Origin of the sequence: Kitasatospora sp. NPDC088351 (genome assembly GCF_040685575.1) — a bacterium.
GTDB lineage: Bacteria > Actinomycetota > Actinomycetes > Streptomycetales > Streptomycetaceae > Kitasatospora.
Genome location: NZ_JBFBIL010000054.1, coordinates 1 through 15767, shown reverse-complemented (window position 1 = coordinate 15767; position 15767 = coordinate 1). Strand labels below are relative to the sequence as shown.

Here is a 15767-nt window from a genome sequence, read left to right as displayed (position 1 = left end):
ACCACAGGAGATGACGCACCGCCACCTGGCGGCCGGAGGCCCGGCCCGCTACGGGCGGGCGTAGAAGTCCGGGGTGCCCATGATCCAGAGGCTGGCCTGCTTGACCGCCCGGCCGGGGCGGGGTGCCTCGATCATCTGGTCGTCGCCGATGTAGAGGCCGACGTGGTGGATGTCGGCGGCGCGGCCGGTGTCGGTCCAGAAGACGAGGTCGCCGGGGCGGAGCTGGGAGTAGCCGACCCGGCTGCTCTGGGCGTACTGGTCGGCGGCGAAGTGGTTGAGCTGCTTGCCGCCCTGGCGCCAGGCCATCATGGTCAGCCCGGAGCAGTCGTAGCCGTCGGGGCCCTCGCCGCCCCAGATGTAGGGCAGCCCGATCTTGGAGCGGGCGAAGGCGACGGCGGCGGACGCGGCCTCGGCGGACCACGGCCGGACGTCCGGGGACGGGGCGGCCTCCGGGAGCGGGGCCGCCTTGGAGGCTTTCACGTCCGCTGCTGCGGCGGCCGCGGCCGCGACGGCGACCTGCTCCGCGGCGGCCTCTTCGGCGGCGGCCTGCTCGGCGGCCGCGCGGGCGGCGGCCTCGGCCTCACGGGCGGCGATGACCTCCAGGGCCTCGCGCCGCTGCCGCTCCAGCTCGACCGTGGTGTTCCGGGTGGCGGCCAGTTCGGCGAGCAGCTGCTCGCGGCGCTGTCCGATGGCGCCGACCTCGGTCTGCTGGTCGGCCAGCCGGGCCTCGGCGCGTTCCCTGGCGGCGCCGACCTCGGCGGCGGCCTGCCCGGCGGCCTCGGCGGCGGCGCGGGCGGCGGCCGAGGCGCGGGCGGCGGAGGCGGCCGTGGAGGTCGCGGCGTCCAGGATCTGCCGGGTGCGGTCGCTGGCGACGCCGACCACCGCGGCGCGGTCCCCGGCCTCGCGCGGGCCGTGCGCGCCGAACAGGGCGTTGAGGGCGGAGAGCTCGGCGCCGGCGCCCTGGCGATACGTTTCGGCGGCCAGCTGGGCGGCGTCCTCGACGGCGGCGGCCCGCTCGGCCTCGGCGGCGGCGGCCCGCCCGGCGGCGGCGGCCTCCTCGGCGCGGGCTCTGGTGAGCGCGAGCTGTGCGCCGTTGTAGGCCTCGACGGCCTGTTCCGCGACCCGGCCGGCCCGTTCCAGCGCCGTCCTGGCGGCGGTGAGGCCGGCTTCGATGGTGCCGACCGAGTCGGCCCGGCGGTCGGCCTCGGCGCGGGAGCGGTCGATGTCCTCGGTGGACGGGTACGCCTCGTCGGCGTGGGCGCCGGCCGGGGCCGGCTCCGGGTCCGCCGGTGCCGCCGCCGCGGCGGGGAGCAGCCCCAGGAGGGCGGCGAGGGAGAACAGGAGGGTCGGCAGGAGCCTGCGCGCCACGGGACATCCTTCTCACTGGTCGGACGCCGCGCCGCCACCGGCCCCGACGGATCGAGCGGGACGAACGGGACGAGCGGGGGTCCGACGGGGCTGACGAGATCTGATCGGGTCTGACAAGGCCTGACAGGGTCTGAGCGGGTCTGAACGGGCCCGGGAGACCGGCGATCCCCCGAAGAACATCTCATCGCGTGACAGGCCCATCACTCTTCGCATTATTCTCAGACCGCTCGGTCCGCCCCCACCAGCCCTGCGCCGCCGGGCGGGTGACCGACCGACGGATCCGACTGAACGTCAACTTCGGCCGGGAGTACCGGGTGGACGGCCTACCGGTGGATCCGGGGGGTGTGCGTCCGCAGCCGGGGGTGGCGGTCGGGCCGGGGCTCCAGACCGGTCGGACGCAGCGCGTAGGTGCGGTTGCGGCCGGCCCGGACCGTCCGGCGGCGCTGCTCCGCCCGCCGCTGCTGGCCGAGTTCGTACGCGGATCGGGGGTCGGCCGGCGCGGCCTGCGGGTATCCCCCGGCCGGCGCGGCACCGGGCCCGGCGGCCGCCGCCGAGCGGCGGTCGGCGAGCCGGGCGGAGCGGCGGGCCAGCGAGCGGGCGGCGTGCGCGTCGAGGTGGGCGCTGGCCCGGGCGGCCATCCGCTCGGCCACCCGCTGGGCGGCGGGGTGGTGGGCCGGGACCTTGTCGGGGGCGCCGGCGATCAGGTCGAAGAGCCAGGTACGGGCCCGGTCGGCGCGCCCGTGCAGCAGTCGCTCGCGCCGGAGCGCACGCGCCCGGCGGCGGGGGCGCGTGGCGTAGCGCCAGCGTGCCCAGGGGCTGCTGGGGCGGGCCAGCCGGATCGCGCCGATCCAGGAGAGGCCGGGCACCATGATGCCGAGCAGCCCCGTCCACATCTTGCCCTTGAGCAGGGTGACCACCGAGACCAGCGCGTTCACCGAGATCACCGCGACCAGGCCCCACCTGGTCTCCTGGCTCGGCACCACACCGAGCGGCACGTACCCGGTGAGCAGCAGCGCGGTGAACAGGATGCCGAAGATCACCGCGTCCACCGACTTGCGGCCCTGTTCGCTCCAGTAGACGTCGTCCAGGTGCAGGATCAGCGCGAACTCGTCCAGCACCAGACCGCAACCGATGCCGAAGAGCAGCCCGAACAGGTCGATCCACGGGTGCCCGCCGTAGGTCGCGAACACCCCGACGCCGCCGACCAGCAGAAAGCCCAGACCGAACACCATGTGGTGGATGTGCAGGCCACCGGGGGTGACGTTGCCCGGCCACCAGCGCACCTGGGCCCGGATCATCCGCACGCTGACCCGGATGAAGACGAACGAGGTGATGAACCCGACCAGCAGCAGGAACAGCGGTTGCTTGTGCGCCGCGACGATGTGCGCGCGGTAGCCGTCCAGCAGTGTGGTCATGGGTCTTACCTTCGTTCCTGGTACTGCGTCCTGCCTGCCGCGACATGACCCGGGGGCCAACAGCGGTCCAACGCGCGGTCAGAAGCCCCGAGTGCGCTTGGCCGCCCGCCGTGGGACGGCCGGGTACAGCGACGGACGCTCGGCGCCGCCCGGGAGCTTCATGAAGAGGCGGGCGACCTCGCCACCGAGGTTCACGCCGATCGCCAGCGCCATCGCGATCGCGGCGGCGCGGCTGACCGAGACCAGCCCGGCGCTGGCGTGGCCCTGGGCGAAGGAGAGCATGCCGAGGTAGAGCGCCGAACCGGGCATCAGCGGGCCGATCGCGGCGGTCACGTAGGGCAGCGCGGAGCCGTAGCGGTAACGGGCCATCAGCTGGCCGAAGAGGCCGACCAGGCCGGCCGCCACCCCGGTGGCGACGATCGGGGAGAGCCCCGCGTTGTAGGCCAGCACGCCGTAGCTGGCCCAGCCGATGCCGCTGTTCAGGGTGACCAGGGCGAGCGAGCGGCGGTCGGTCTGGAGCAGCATCGCGAAGGCGAGCGTCAGCACCAGCGCGGCGATCATCTGGACCGGCGGGTAGTTGACGCCGACCAGGCTCTCGTCCGGTTTGAGCTTCGCCTCGAAGCCGACGCCGAGGTAGAGGATCAGCATCACGCCGATGACGATGCCCGCGACCAGGTAGATCACTTCGAGCAGCCGGGCGGCGGCGGTGATGTAGAAGCCGGTCAGGCCGTCCTGGACGGCGGCGACCAGGGCCCGCCCGGGCAGCAGGGCGAAGAGCCCGCCGGTGATCACGACCGAGCCGCGCAGGCCCCAGTCGTTGAGCGACAGGATGATGCCGGAGGCGGCGGCGGGCATCGCGGCCAGCACGAACTGGTAGAACTCCGGCAGTCCGCGCCGGGCGACCAGCGAGGCCAGCCGGTCGCCGAGGACGGCGGCGATGAAGGCGCTGGCGAAGACCAGCCAGGCCTTGTCGTCGGCCCGCCCGCCGACCAGGAAGGTCGCCGCGCCGGCCAGCAGGCCGGAGTTCAGCGAGAGCAGCCAGGCCGGGTACGGGTGCCGGTTGCGGCGGATCAGGGCGAGGCGGCGGTACGCGTCGTTGACGGTGACCTTCTCCGCGGTGATGTCGGCGACCAGCTCGTACACGGCGTTGAGCCGGATGTAGTCGGAGGTGCGGCGGCGCACCACCCGGTCCGCGGTGACCGGGGGCTCGACCAGCGAGGGCTGGTGGGAGATGCCGATCAGGGTGAAGGTGACCTGCGGCTCGCAGCGGTCCAGCCGGTAGGCGTGGGCGATGCCGAGCATGGCCGCCTCGACGTCCTCGGCGGCCTCGCCGCTGGCCAGCAGCAGCTCGCCGATACGCAGCGTCAGGTCGAGGATGCGCGGCACGTTCCGGGCGGCGGAGGGGTGCAGTTCGCGGGGCGTCCGCTCGAAGGCCGGGCGCTCGGACATCGGGGTGCGCAGCAGGGTGCGCATCCGGTCCGGCCAGGGCGCCTCGCCGGGGGCGCCGGCCCGCAGGGTGGGGACGGCGATCCCGGTGGGCGGCGTGTAGCCGGCGGCCCGCCACTCCTCGGGGGTGAGGGTGTCCTCGGCGACCGAGCGCCGGCGGGGGCCGGTGGTGCCGGCCCCGGCGGCGGGCACGGGTGCGGGCTCCGCCTCGGCCTCGGGCGTGGGCTCCGGGGTCAGCAGCCCCTTGGTGGGCGGGGCCGGCGGGGCGAGCGGGATCACCGTGGCGGGCTCGACGGCCGGAGCCGGGTGGCCGAGCAGGCCCTCGGTGGGCGGCGCGTCGGAGGGGTGGACCGGCCGGACCGGCGGTGTCTGCCGCGCCTGCCGTGCCTGGCGTGCCGCCCTGCCGCCCCTGGCCCGCTTGCCTGCGCCCGGCCGGCCCCGCTTAGGCACTTCCCGCTCCTTGCCGCCCCTGGTGGCGCCGGGCCACCCGGGCCGCCGTTCGATCTCCGCTTACACCTTGCCTGATCGAACTGCAGGACGCACATGTACGTCCCGGCGGGCGGCGGGGCGTACGCGCGCCTACCCGGCGCGGTGGCGGTCAGCGGAGGCCGTGCCGGAGCGGCGGGCGCGCAGCAGTTCGATGGCCACCGGGACCACCGAGAGCAGCACGATGCCGACCAGGATCGCCTCGATGTTGTCCCGGACGAAGGGGATCCGGCCGAGGAAGTAGCCGAGCACGGTGACGCCGCCGCCCCAGAGCACGCCGCCGACGAGGTTGAAGACGACGAAGGTGCGGTAGTTCATCCTGCTCACCCCGGCGACGATCGGGGTGAAGGTCCGCACGATCGGCACGAAGCGGGCCAGCACGATCGCCTTCGGCCCGTGCCGGTCGAAGAAGGCGGCCGCCTTCTCCACGTTCTCCTGCTTGAACAGCCGGGAGTCGGCGCGCCGGAACAGGCTCGGTCCGACCTTGCGGCCGAAGAGGTAGCCGACCTGGTCCCCGGCCACGGCGGCGGCCACGATCAGCGCGCAGACCAGCCAGAGCGGCTGGTGCAGGTAGGTGCCGCCGGCCACCAGGAGACCGGTGGTGAAGAGCAGGGAGTCACCGGGGAGGAAGAAGCCGATCAGCAGACCGGACTCGGCGAAGACGATGGCCAGGATGCCGAGCAGCCCGAAGGTGGAGATCAGGCTGGTCGGATCGAGCCAGGACGGGCCGAGGGCGAGGCTGGTCACAGGGCAGGCACTCCTGAGGTCGGGTCTTGGCAATGAAACAGTAAAGCATTGACCAAGAATCCTTGACTCAAGAGGGCCTGCGGGCGGTTCCCGTACCCGGTACCGGCGGGCCGCCGGTACCGGGTACGGGTGCGCCTCAGAGCCCGTAGCGCTCGACGATCTCCTCGTGGCGGCCGGTGTCCGCGCCCGCCGCCCTGGCCAGGTCGAGCCAGGAGAGCGGGTGCGGCCAGGAGCCGGTGAGCCGGTGGAGCAGGGCGTCGGCCTCGGCGGCCTGCGCGGTGGGCGGCACCGCGACGGCGGCGTAGATGCCGGGCAGCGACCCGTCGTCGTCCGCCGGGTCGGTGATGCTGTAGTGATCCCCGCTGTACGCCCACACCGCGTAGCCGGCCTGTCGCAGCTCCTCGCGGAGTTCGGCCCAGGCCTCGTCGCCGGGCCAGCCGCCGTCGATCCAGTAGGTGGTGTAGCCGGCCGGGTCGAGCAGCGTCAGCAGCTGGAACACCGGGCGCCAGCGCTCCTTCTCCTCCTCCGGGGCGTCGTCGGCGGGCGGCCGCTCCAGCAGGGCCGGGGCGAAGACCACCACGTCGCCGTGGTTGAACGTCAGGTCGTCGCCGAGCACCGGCAGGAGGCGGGCGGTGGCCGGGCCGGTGCGGACGGCCGGGAGGTCGGCGGTGGAGCCGTCGGTCCGCGGGGCCCGGACGGTGACCAGCTGCCACTCCTCGTCCACCGGGCCCTCGGGCTCGTCGAACTCGATGCCGATCAGGGCGCCGGTGGAACGGACGGCCGTCCAGTCCCGGTTGACGGTGGCCGCGGTGATCAGGTGCCAGAGGTCGGGCTCCTGGACGGTACGGTGCCGCTCCTCCGGCGGGGTGCCCTCGGCCGGCAGCGCGTGCTCCAGGATCTCCTGGTACAGCCGCTGCGCCGTCCCGTGGTCGCCGAGCTCGGTCGCCGCGGCGGCGGCCAGCCGGCGGGTGTTGATCCGGTCCGGGTGCGTGGCCAGGATCGCCTCGCACTGCTCCAGCACCTCGGCCCAGCGGCCCTCGGCGGCGGCCCAGCGGGCGCGGATCCAGTGCCCGTCGCCCGGGCTGGTCAGCGCCAGCCGGTCGGCCAGCCGGCGGACGCCCTCGCCGTCCCCGGCCTCGACCAGGGTGGCGCCGAGCATGCCGGTCAGCTCCTCGTTCTCCGGGTCGGCGTCGAGCCGCGCCCAGAGCAGGTCGGCGGCGGCCCGGGCGTGGCCGAGACCGCCCAGCACCGCGGCCAGGTTGATCGCCAGTGTGGTGGCACCGGCCTGCTCACCCCGGTACCGGTCCAGGGCGACGGAGAGCAGGTCGGCGCCGGTCTCGTAGGGCACGCCCGCCTCGGCGAGGTGTGCCGCGAGCTCGGCCGGCGGGACGGGCAGCTCGGGTACCGGCAGCGCCTCGGCGGCGGCCCGCAGCGCGGCGACCTCCTCGGCGACGCCCTCCGTGCGGCGCAGCCGGGTGAGCTTGCGCTCGCCGGTGGCGGCCAGGGTGAGCGCGACCGTCCGGGCGCCGCGCCGCACGGCCAGCCGCCCGGCGGCCAGCAGCAGGTCCACGCAGGGCCGGTGCGAGCCGGTGCCGTCGAGGTAGGCGACCCAGCCGGCCACGGCGGCGCCGAGTTCGGCGTCGTTCTCCCAGGTGCCGGCCTCGACCAGCAGCTCGACGGTCCTGGTCCAGGCCGACCGCAGGTCGGCGTGGCGCTCGGCGTCCGCGAGGGAGGGCAGCAGGGCGAGCGCCTCCTCGGTGCGGCCGAGGGAGGCCAGCGCGCGGGCCCGCAGCAGGGCGCCCCAGCGCCGGTCGCTGTCGTCGATCCCGCGGCCGCGGGCACGCTCGGCCTGCTCGGCGGTGTCCAGCAGGGCCAGCACGTCCTCGTGCCGGCCGAGCAGGTGCAGCGTGCTGGCCCGGGCGTGGTGGAAGTGCAGGGAGAGCCGCTGGCCGGCCGCCTGCATCCGGGTGGCGGCGCTGTCGAGGTGGCTGAGCGCCTCGGCCGGGCGGCCGTCGTCCTCCAGGGCGTCGGAGTACTCCCGGGAGAGGCAGTCGAAGCAGGCCCGGGCGGGCTCGATCCGCTCCAGCGTCTCGCCGAGCACGGCGAGCCGCTCGGGCACGTAGCCGGGGCCGTCGACCCGGGCGTGGCAGATCGCGAAGTCCTGCACCACACAGACCGACTGCGGGCAGCCGGCCGTCTCCTCGCGGTGCGCGAACTCCAGCAGGTCCACCGCCTCGGGCAGGGCCTGCTCGCCCTGGTGGCGCTTGTTCAGCAGGTTCTGCATCCGCCAGTGCCGCAGGTAGACCTCGACCCAGGGCAGGCCGAGTGCCCGGGCGGCCGCGACGGCCTCCGGGTAGACGGCGTCGAGCTGCTCGTTGCGCCCCTCGTTGGCATGGCCGGGGAGCTCGTAGATGGCGTCGGCCAGCCGCCGGTGGCCGGCCTCGGCCAGCTGCTGGTGGGTGTCGTGGACCCAGGCCCAGATGTCGGTGCTCATACCGCTTCCGTCTCCCCCTGCGGGTGGTGCGCTGTGCTGGTGGGCAGTGTGCCGCCCCCCACTGACAATCCGTTCGGTGCCATCGGTCAGGCCCCGTCCGCCAGGCCGTCCGGGCTGTCCGGGACGGCGGGCAGGCCCTCCGGCAGGGCGGCGGTGAGCGCGGAGACCGCGGTGCCGATGCCGGACAGGGCCGCGGTGAGGTCCCCGCCGGACGAGCCGGCCGAGGCCGCGGCCATGATCACCTTGAGCGAGCGGAGCAGCCCGGCCGCGGTGGCGCTGCCGGTGTGCCCGTCGCGGTAGGCGGTGAGCAGGTCCTGGACGGCGGGGCAGGCGAGGTTGAGGTAGAGCCGGGCCTTCACCTCGCCGTCGGTGCGCGCGGTGAACGCCCGGGCCAGCCGCAGCGCGGCGGACGGGATGCGGGCGTCGGCCTGGTCGTCCTCGATCCTGGCCTTCAGCTCGGCCTCGCGGTCCGGGACGAGGACCAGCGGCAGGCCGGGCGGATCGAACCGGGCCGGGACGAGCTGCTCGCCCGGGTCCGCGAGGGCGCCGGACAGCCAGGCGGCCTCCTCCGCGGGCAGCGGGCGTTCCGGGTCGCGGAACAGCTCGCGGTTGCCGCTCTCGCTGCCGAGTTCGACGATCCGGCAGTCCCTCAGCTGGGCGTAACGGCGCAGGAACGGCAGTACGGCGTAGCGGTCGCCGCGCGCGATCGGCACCTGCATCGCCCGGTAGAGCATCTCCTCGAAGCCGCCGCCGCTGCCGAGGGCGACGTGCACCGCTCCCCCGCCGGCCGCCCGCAGCGCGCCCGCGGTCAGGTCGCCCTGCGAGGTGGGCACCGGGACGTCGTCGGCGAGCAGGGTGAAGAGCCGGTCGTCGCAGAGTGCGGCCCCGAGCAGGTCCTGGCCGTGTCGGCTGAGGATGCGGCGCCAGACGGCGGGCCGCAGCCGGGCGGTCTCGTAGAGGCCGTCCACGATGGCGTCGGCGAGGGCCTGCTGGAGGGCGCGGTAGTGCCCGTCGCGCTGGAGGTCCTCGCGGCTGGCGGTGGGGGTGAGCCGGCCGGACTCGACCACGCCGCCGATGAACCCGGCCCAGCTGGGCAGCAGGTCACGGGCGTCCTCGGCGAGCAGCATGCCGCGCAGGTAGACGGCGAGGTCGCGGTTGTCGGTGCTGCCGTAGGTGCCGCCGTCCTGGACCCAGAGCAGGCCGACCGCGTCGGTGCCGTCCTCGGCCGCGTCCGGGGCCGGCTGCACCGGGAAGGCCGTCAGCGGTTCGAAGCGGCGGCCGAAGGCGGCGGCGAACCGCATCCGGGCGGCGTACTGGTCGCCGTCGGAAGGCCGGCGCCAGGGCACCCGGACGCCGTTGACGGGGTGTTCGTCGTCGCCCACGTAGACCGGGATCGGCAGCAGGACACAGTACCGGCCGAGCACCTCGCGCAGCGCGTGCTCGTCGGCGAGGTGGGCGTGCTCGGCCTTGAGCGACAGCTCGACGACGGTGCCGGGCAGCGGCCGGGCGGCGACCCGTTCGACGCTGTACTGTTCGCCGCCGTGGCTGCGGTAGCGGTGGCCGAGGCCGGGCTCGCGGTGCGAGGTGGTGGTGACGACGACCTCGTCGGCCACCGAGAAGGCGGAGAGGAAGCCGAGGCCGAAGGCGCCGATGAGCTCCTGGTTGCCGGTGAGTTCGCGCAGCATCCGGGTGTAGCCGGTGCCGACGGTGGCGAGGTAGGCGTGGATCTCCGGTTCGGTGAGGCCGGCGCCGGTGTCCTCGATGCCGACGGTGCGCCGGTCGATGTCGCCGCGCACCCGGATCAGGGGCCGGTGGCCGCCGTCCGGGTCCTCCAGGAGGCGGCGGGTGTGCGAGTCGTGGGCGTTCTGGACGAGTTCGCGCAGGGCGACCAGCGGGGTGGAGTAGAGGTGGGTGGCGAGGACGTTCACCAGTCCGCCGAGATCGACCTCGGTCGTACGCAGATCCTCGGCGGGCACGCGGTCGGGCGGGAGACCTTCAGACATGGGTCCTCAGTGTGCCAGTGCGACTATCCGGCGACCATTTGTTTCTGAGGGGAGGTCGGGACTCGGTCAACCGGACATTGACGGCGAGGTACCGCCCCCGGTACGCGCCTCAGGGCCGCACGCCGTCGGCCGCCTCCGACGGCCACCTCCGACGGCCGCCGCCTTCGGGCAGCCCGAGGACGGCCCGGACGACCCGCGGCAGGCAGTCGCCGAGGTCCGGACGGGCGCCGCACGGACGGTTCCGCACCCCGTCGTTGACCAGCGCGAACAGCGCGTGCACCCGGATCCGGGCCTCCACCGCGTCGCACTCCGGCCGCCCCGGACAGCGGCCTCGCGCAGGGCCCGGGCGGCCTCGCGCCGACCCTGGACAGCCGAAACTACCCGCGATTAACTTGTGGAGCGATCACCTGGCCCCGCCAGGCGTCAGCCGGGCACCACCGAAGGGAGCGCCACCGTGCGCCGCACCGTGTTCACCGAGGACCACGAGGCCTTCCGGGAGACCATCCGGGACTTCGTCGCCAACGAGGTCGTCCCCGTCTACGAGAGCTGGGAGGCCGAGGGCCACCCGCCGCGCGACTTCTACCGCAAGCTCGGCGACCTCGGCGTCTTCGGCATCGAGGTGCCGGAGGAGTACGGCGGTGCGGGCGAGAGCGGTTTCAAGTACCAGGCGGTGATCACCGAGGAGGTCGCCCGCGCGGGCGTGAGCTTCGGCTCGTCCGGCGTGCACACCGGCCTCGTGCTGCCGTACCTGCTGGAGTACGCCACCGAGGAGCAGAAGCGGCGCTGGCTGCCCGGCTTCGTCTCCGGCGACCTCATGACCGCGATCGCGATGACCGAGCCGGGCGCCGGCTCCGACCTCGCGGGCATCTCCACCACCGCCCGGCTCTCCGAGGACGGCACCCACTACGTCCTCAACGGCGCCAAGACCTTCATCACCGGCGGCGTGCTGGCCGACCTGGTCCTGGTGGTCTGCCGCACCGCCCCGTACGACCCGGAGAACCGCCGGGCCGGCCTCTCCATCCTCTGCGTGGACACCACGTCCGAGGGCTACACCGTCGGCCGCAAGCTGCAGAAGATCGGGCTGCGCACGTCGGACACCGCCGAGCTGGCGTTCAGCGACGTCAAGGTGCCGGTGGAGAACCTGCTCGGCGAGGAGGGCCGGGCCTTCTCGTACCTGACCCACAACCTGGTGCAGGAGCGGCTGGCGATCGCGGTCGGCGCGTACGCGGCCTCGGCGGCGGCGGTGCGGTTCACCGTCCAGTACGTCAAGGACCGCAAGGTCTTCGGCAAGGCGGTGGCCGAGTTCCAGAACACCAAGTTCTCGCTGGCCGACTGCGAGGCCCAGGTGATGGCCCAGCAGTCGATGGTGGACCGCGCGCTGGAGCTGTACCAGAACGGCGAGCTGACGGTCGCGGACGCGGCGGCGGCGAAGCTGTTCTGCACCGAGTCGGCCTCGACGCTGATCGACAAGTGCCTTCAGCTGCACGGCGGTTACGGCTACATCCTGGAGTACCCGATCGCCCGCCTCTACACCGACAACCGGGTGTTCCGGATCTACGGCGGCACGAGCGAGGTCATGCGCAGCATCATCGCCAAGTCGCTTGGTCTGTAGGTACGTTCGGACCGGCGGCGGGCCGCACCCCCATGGCGGCCCGCCGCTGCCGTCGCACGGGCCGCCATGGGGCCGCCTGGCCGCCCGGTCGGACGCGCGGCTCAACCGGGCGCGCTGCTCAGTCGGGTGAGCGACTCAGCCCGGGTGAACGGCTCAGTTGGGTGAACCGTGCTCGGCCCGCCAGGCCTCCCAGCCCGCCGAGGACGCCGCCTTCGCGCCGTGCAGCGCACGCTGCGCCAGCTCGACGGGCGGGGTCTCCAGCCGCTGCAGCCAGCTCCGGCCGGCCGTGGCCACCGCCGCGCACACCATCACCGCACCGGCCAGCCCCAGCACCGCCCCGACACCTGTGAGGATGGCACCGCCGGCCAGCAGCGGGCGGTTGACCTGGAATCCGCTGAAGAAACTCTCGTTCGCCATGCCTCCACCATGGAGGGTGTCGGCGGCCTCCGCACGCCGAGCGGCTCCGGGCGGCCCCGAGCGGCTCCGGGCGGCTCCGGGCGGCTCCGGGTGCGCGAGCGCACCGTGTCCGCGACGCTGGGCCGGAGGGCCCGCCGCGACGGGCGGCCCCCGCCCCGGACGCCCCGCCGGGCCGGCGCAGGAGGACACGCGATGGTCGATCTCGAACAGCTCGTCGTGGAGCACGCCGCCAAGGCCGCCGAGAGCCCGCACGGGCGCAGTGCCCATCTGGCGCTCCACGACGGCGTCCTGCGGCAGACCGTGATCGCGCTGACCGCCGGCACCGCGCTGGACGAACACAACGCGCCGACCGCAGCCAGCCTCCAGGTGCTGCGCGGCCGGGTGTCGCTGACCATCGCCGGCCGCCTGCAGGAGCTGTCGGCGGGCCAGCTGTACCCGATCCCGCAGGAGCGGCACGGGCTGCTGGCCCACGTCGACTCGGTGGTGCTGCTGACCGCCGTCACCGTGTAGCCGGTTTCGGCGCCTACCGCGCGGCCGGCTTCGCCCTGATGACCCGGGTCAGCGCGGACTCCCCGCTCGCGCTCGTCCTCACCGCGGCGGGCATCCTGGCGGCCGGCACCGTCGGCACCATGACCCTGACCGCCGAGATGGTGGTCTCCGCCGCCCCGGTCGAGCGGGCCGGCGCCGCCTCCGCCACCTCCGAGACCGCCGTCGAACTTGGCAGCTCCCTCGGCATCGCCCTGCTCGGCGCGGCCGGCGCCGCCGTCTACCGCTCCCACCTGGACGGCGCCCTCCCCGCAGGCCTGGACGGCGAAGCCGCCGGCGCCGCCCGGGACACCCTCGGCGGCGCCGTCACCGTCGCCGCCCACCTCCCCGGACAGCTCGGCACGGACCTCCTCGGCGCCGCCCGCGCCGCCTTCACCGACGGCCTGCACGTCGCCGCCGTCGTCGGCCTGGTCTTCGCCGTCGGCGCCGCCGCCCTCGCCTACCGCCTGATGAACCGCCTCCCCGCCGCCCGCCCCACCGAGCCGGCCCCACCTGACCCCCGCCCTTCCCCGACCGGTCCGGCCCGCCCCCGCGCGTCATCAGGAGCCCCCGCCCGGGCCTCGGCCCGGGCGGGGGCTCTCGCGCTGCTCAGGCCTGGAGATTTCGATAGACGTCGCGGCGGTTGCCAACGACCAGGACCCAGATGATCAGCTGTCCGTCCTCAAGCGTGTACACAACGCGGTAGTCCCCCACCCGCAACCGCCACCGCGCGTTGTGCCCCTGCATGACCTTGATGTCGAAGGCGGCGGTGTCACCCGCGTTCAACGCTTCCTGGAACTCGGCAAGGCGCCGGAGGATGCGCATGGCATCGGGCCGGGCGACTTTGATCAGGTCCCGCTGGGCGTGCGGAGTGAACCGCGTGACATAGCCCATGGCGGTCAACTGTGGTGGTCGCGGAGCAGGGCGGCCATCTCCTCGAACGAGACCGACCCCTCAGTGCCTTCGGCCTCCGCCTCGTCGGCCAAGCGGTTGAGCCAGGACTCTTCGGACTGCTCCGCGAGTTGAGTCAGCCGCCGGTACTCGGCGATGTCGATCACCACCGCTTCCTGCTTGCCTCGGCGCGTGATGATCGTCGGAGTCTCGTCCCTGTGGGCCCGGTCAAGGACATCCGCAAGGTGGCTCCGCACTTCGGCCATAGAGGCGATCACCGGCTCGGTCATGTAACGAATGTACCTGTTGTACATGGGGCTGGGTGCAAATTTCAGCGAACGCCTCCTTTGCCTCGCCCCCGGGAGTGACACCAGGCGCAGTTGGACACTGAAACCCGAGGCCTGAAAGCACTCCCGCAACGCCTTGACATGGCTACGTCCTCCCCGCAAGGGATCCGTTCGGATCAGACGATCGCTGGGCGCGATCACCGGGGTTAACGACGTCGAGGTCTGAAGGTCACACGCCGCGAAGGCGGATGACCGCCTGAAGCATGAAGACTTCGGGCGGTCACGGACCGACCAGCACGTCACAGCGGGCGGGTCGCCACCCAACAACAGAACCCCGCAGGTGCGGGGAGCACGGTCGCCACACCTCTACGTCGGGACCAACCCCGCACATGCGGGGAGCAAGCAGTCGGCCAGGCACTTGTGGCACCGCTTAAAGCCTATTGAGGAGGACCGAGTCAGAAAGCACTAAGCGATGAACACCCTGCCAACGAGTGGCGACCGCACTACCAGGCGCCCGCTAACACATTCGCCTGATCGAACACCCGCGGCAGGCCAAGCTGATTTCATGTCAGCGAACGAAGGGCCCGAGCGGTCCGAGCAAGCCGGCGGGCGCCCGGCTCGCGGTAGAGGCGCGGCTGGAGCGGGCCAACTATCCGCAGGAAGCGCCGACTCGACGCGGGCACCGGCCAGCCCGGCGGCTGGGCCGCGGGCGGTCCACCCGGGGGTGGAGGTGGCGGTGTCCACCCCCGGGCGGGTGTGTTCCGGGCGGGGGTGCGGGAGCTTGGTGGGGTACCCGGATCCGGCGTCGAGCGTCAGGAGTCCCCCCATGTCCCTGCCGAGCCTGCTCGCCCTTCTCGGCATCCTCTGCTGGGTGGGCTACGAGCTGCTGCTGCGCCGCCGCGAGGATGCCGCCGCCGGCACCTGGCGGGCGGACGGCCGCGACCGGGGTTCCACCCGGCTGCTGCTCTCCTGCTACGCCGCCTCGGTGGCCGTCGTGGTGCTCTTCGGCCGGGCGTCGATCGGCGAACTCCCCGGGTGGGCGCGCTGGTTCGGGGTGGTCCTGCTCGCCGCCGGGCTCGCCCTGCGGGCCTGGGGGATGCACACCCTCGGCCGCTACTACACCCGCACCCTGCGGACCGTCGACGCCCAGCGGGTCGTCCGGGAGGGCCCGTACCGGCTGATCCGGCACCCCGGCTACTGCGGCAGCCTGCTGGTCTGGACGGGCTACGCACTCGGCCTGGGCAGCTGGCCGGCGACGCTGATCGTCGCCGCGCTGCTGCTGGTCGCGTACACCTGGCGGATCGGCGCCGAGGAGCGGCTGCTGCTGACCGCGTTCGGCGACGAGTACGCGACCTACCGGCGGGGCTCGAAGCGGCTGATCCCGTTCGTCTATTAGGACGGGCCCGGCGGGTCGCCGACGACTCGGGACAGGACGCGCACGTGGCCGCGGGTGCCGTCCGGCCGGGGGCGATCATGTGGTCCAGACCACTGCTCGGGATCCGCTTGAGCAACACCTGGTTTTTGACCAGCGTTTCCCAGCCGGTGTATACGTTCGTCGCCGCGGACAGGCATACTGGCGAGGTCGGGCGGTTTGCCCTGCTGAGACTCTAGACAAGAAGGGACCGGTGGCCAGGGATGCTGCGGAACGGTCTTGAGCCCTGGCACCTCCTCGTGGTGCTGGCTGTCGTTGTCCTGCTGTTCGGATCGAAGAAGCTGCCGGAGATGGCCCGCGGCCTCGGCAAGTCGATGCGCATCCTCAAGGCGGAGACCAAGGCTCTGCGCGAGGACGACGCCCCGGCCGACGCCGCCGCCGCTGCCGCCGCTCCGGGTACGGCGCAGAGCACCGCCGCCCCCCAGCCGCCGGCCGCCGAGCAGCCCCGCCCTGCCGCCGTCAACCCGACCACCGTGACCAAGGCCACCGAGACCACCCGGTCCGCGACCAGCGCCTGAGCACCCGGTCCTCCGAAGGCCCCCGGCTCCCGCTTGGGTTCTAACGGTCCTCGCAACACCCGCGATCTGTGGGAGTTGCGAGGGCCGTGGCTGTTGGACGCGATGATCTTTCGGGTTTGAGGGAGC

At 73.8% G+C, this 15767-nt stretch carries 15 protein-coding genes; 5 read left to right on the top strand and 10 right to left on the bottom strand.

Annotated elements, in window-relative coordinates; genetic code table 11:
* Positions 1–48: 48 nt before the first annotated feature.
* The 7 genes from AB0P06_RS29030 to AB0P06_RS29000 all read right to left on the bottom strand — a co-directional run bounded on the left by AB0P06_RS29030 (position 49) and on the right by AB0P06_RS29000 (position 10257).
* A complete protein-coding gene (locus tag AB0P06_RS29030; RefSeq protein ID WP_363612447.1) occupies positions 49–1368 on the bottom strand; it encodes a C40 family peptidase in 1320 nt (439 codons plus the stop codon).
* A 323-nt stretch (positions 1369–1691) separates the two neighbouring features.
* A complete protein-coding gene (locus AB0P06_RS29025; protein ID WP_363612445.1) occupies positions 1692–2783 on the bottom strand; it encodes a hypothetical protein in 1092 nt (363 codons plus the stop codon).
* 78 nt (positions 2784–2861) lie between these two features.
* On the bottom strand, positions 2862–4679 hold the full coding sequence (locus AB0P06_RS29020) for a threonine/serine exporter family protein (protein ID WP_363612443.1): 1818 nt from the start codon (positions 4677–4679) through the stop codon (positions 2862–2864).
* A gap of 129 nt (positions 4680–4808) precedes the next feature.
* On the bottom strand, positions 4809–5462 hold the full coding sequence (locus AB0P06_RS29015) for a VTT domain-containing protein (RefSeq protein WP_363612442.1): 654 nt from the start codon (positions 5460–5462) through the stop codon (positions 4809–4811).
* Between the two features lie 136 nt (positions 5463–5598).
* A complete protein-coding gene (locus tag AB0P06_RS29010; protein ID WP_363612440.1) occupies positions 5599–7956 on the bottom strand; it encodes a hypothetical protein in 2358 nt (785 codons plus the stop codon).
* Positions 7957–8042: 86 nt separating this feature from the next.
* Entirely contained in the window at positions 8043–9959 is a 1917-nt protein-coding gene (locus tag AB0P06_RS29005; protein WP_363612438.1) for an ATP-binding protein, read from the bottom strand.
* Positions 9960–10068: 109 nt separating this feature from the next.
* A complete protein-coding gene (locus AB0P06_RS29000) occupies positions 10069–10257 on the bottom strand; it encodes a hypothetical protein (protein ID WP_363612436.1) in 189 nt (62 codons plus the stop codon).
* Between the two features lie 156 nt (positions 10258–10413).
* Between AB0P06_RS29000 and AB0P06_RS28995 the strand changes: the two genes are divergently transcribed.
* Positions 10414–11571 (top strand): acyl-CoA dehydrogenase family protein, encoded by a 1158-nt coding sequence (locus AB0P06_RS28995; RefSeq protein ID WP_363612434.1) that lies wholly within the window; start codon positions 10414–10416, stop codon positions 11569–11571.
* Positions 11572–11724: 153 nt separating this feature from the next.
* Here the strand turns inward: AB0P06_RS28995 and AB0P06_RS28990 are convergent, their stop codons facing one another.
* Complete coding sequence (locus AB0P06_RS28990; protein WP_363612433.1) at positions 11725–11988, bottom strand: hypothetical protein; 264 nt, start codon at positions 11986–11988, stop codon at positions 11725–11727.
* Between the two features lie 192 nt (positions 11989–12180).
* On the opposite strand from AB0P06_RS28990, the gene AB0P06_RS28985 reads away from it, so the two are divergent.
* Both AB0P06_RS28985 and AB0P06_RS28980 read left to right on the top strand, forming a co-directional pair.
* Positions 12181–12498, top strand: a complete 318-nt coding sequence (locus AB0P06_RS28985) for a cupin (RefSeq protein ID WP_363612431.1) — start codon at positions 12181–12183, stop codon at positions 12496–12498.
* Positions 12499–12536: 38 nt separating this feature from the next.
* Positions 12537–13181: a hypothetical protein gene (locus tag AB0P06_RS28980; protein ID WP_363612429.1), complete on the top strand. Its 645-nt coding sequence runs from the start codon at positions 12537–12539 to the stop codon at positions 13179–13181.
* On the opposite strand, the gene AB0P06_RS28975 is transcribed toward AB0P06_RS28980, so the two are convergent.
* A complete protein-coding gene (locus AB0P06_RS28975; RefSeq protein ID WP_363612428.1) occupies positions 13123–13407 on the bottom strand; it encodes a type II toxin-antitoxin system RelE/ParE family toxin in 285 nt (94 codons plus the stop codon). The two genes, AB0P06_RS28980 and AB0P06_RS28975, sit on opposite strands and share 59 nt — an antisense overlap.
* Positions 13408–13412: 5 nt before the next feature.
* Complete coding sequence (locus AB0P06_RS28970) at positions 13413–13694, bottom strand: type II toxin-antitoxin system Phd/YefM family antitoxin (protein ID WP_363612426.1); 282 nt, start codon at positions 13692–13694, stop codon at positions 13413–13415.
* An 823-nt stretch (positions 13695–14517) separates the two neighbouring features.
* Here AB0P06_RS28970 and AB0P06_RS28965 point away from each other — a divergent pair.
* Together AB0P06_RS28965 and tatA are read left to right on the top strand one after the other, a co-directional pair.
* A complete protein-coding gene (locus AB0P06_RS28965; RefSeq protein ID WP_363612424.1) occupies positions 14518–15087 on the top strand; it encodes an isoprenylcysteine carboxylmethyltransferase family protein in 570 nt (189 codons plus the stop codon).
* Positions 15088–15326: 239 nt separating this feature from the next.
* On the top strand, positions 15327–15641 hold the full coding sequence (gene tatA, locus AB0P06_RS28960) for a Sec-independent protein translocase subunit TatA (RefSeq protein WP_363612422.1): 315 nt from the start codon (positions 15327–15329) through the stop codon (positions 15639–15641).
* The last annotated feature ends 126 nt before the right edge of the window (positions 15642–15767 follow it).

What these genes read in the sequence shown, in the direction of transcription:
- AB0P06_RS28985 (WP_363612431.1), top strand. Translation starts at nt 12,181, where the DNA reads ATGGTCGATCTCGAACAGCTCGTCGTGGAGCACGCCGCCAAGGCCGCC.
- AB0P06_RS28975 (WP_363612428.1), bottom strand. Translation starts at nt 13,407, where the DNA reads ATGGGCTATGTCACGCGGTTCACTCCGCACGCCCAGCGGGACCTGATC.
- AB0P06_RS28970 (WP_363612426.1), bottom strand. Translation starts at nt 13,694, where the DNA reads ATGACCGAGCCGGTGATCGCCTCTATGGCCGAAGTGCGGAGCCACCTT.
- AB0P06_RS28990 (WP_363612433.1), bottom strand. Translation starts at nt 11,988, where the DNA reads ATGGCGAACGAGAGTTTCTTCAGCGGATTCCAGGTCAACCGCCCGCTG.
- tatA (WP_363612422.1), top strand. Translation starts at nt 15,327, where the DNA reads ATGCTGCGGAACGGTCTTGAGCCCTGGCACCTCCTCGTGGTGCTGGCT.
- AB0P06_RS28965 (WP_363612424.1), top strand. Translation starts at nt 14,518, where the DNA reads ATGTCCCTGCCGAGCCTGCTCGCCCTTCTCGGCATCCTCTGCTGGGTG.
- AB0P06_RS28980 (WP_363612429.1), top strand. Translation starts at nt 12,537, where the DNA reads ATGACCCGGGTCAGCGCGGACTCCCCGCTCGCGCTCGTCCTCACCGCG.
- AB0P06_RS29005 (WP_363612438.1), bottom strand. Translation starts at nt 9,959, where the DNA reads ATGTCTGAAGGTCTCCCGCCCGACCGCGTGCCCGCCGAGGATCTGCGT.
- AB0P06_RS29025 (WP_363612445.1), bottom strand. Translation starts at nt 2,783, where the DNA reads ATGACCACACTGCTGGACGGCTACCGCGCGCACATCGTCGCGGCGCAC.
- AB0P06_RS29010 (WP_363612440.1), bottom strand. Translation starts at nt 7,956, where the DNA reads ATGAGCACCGACATCTGGGCCTGGGTCCACGACACCCACCAGCAGCTG.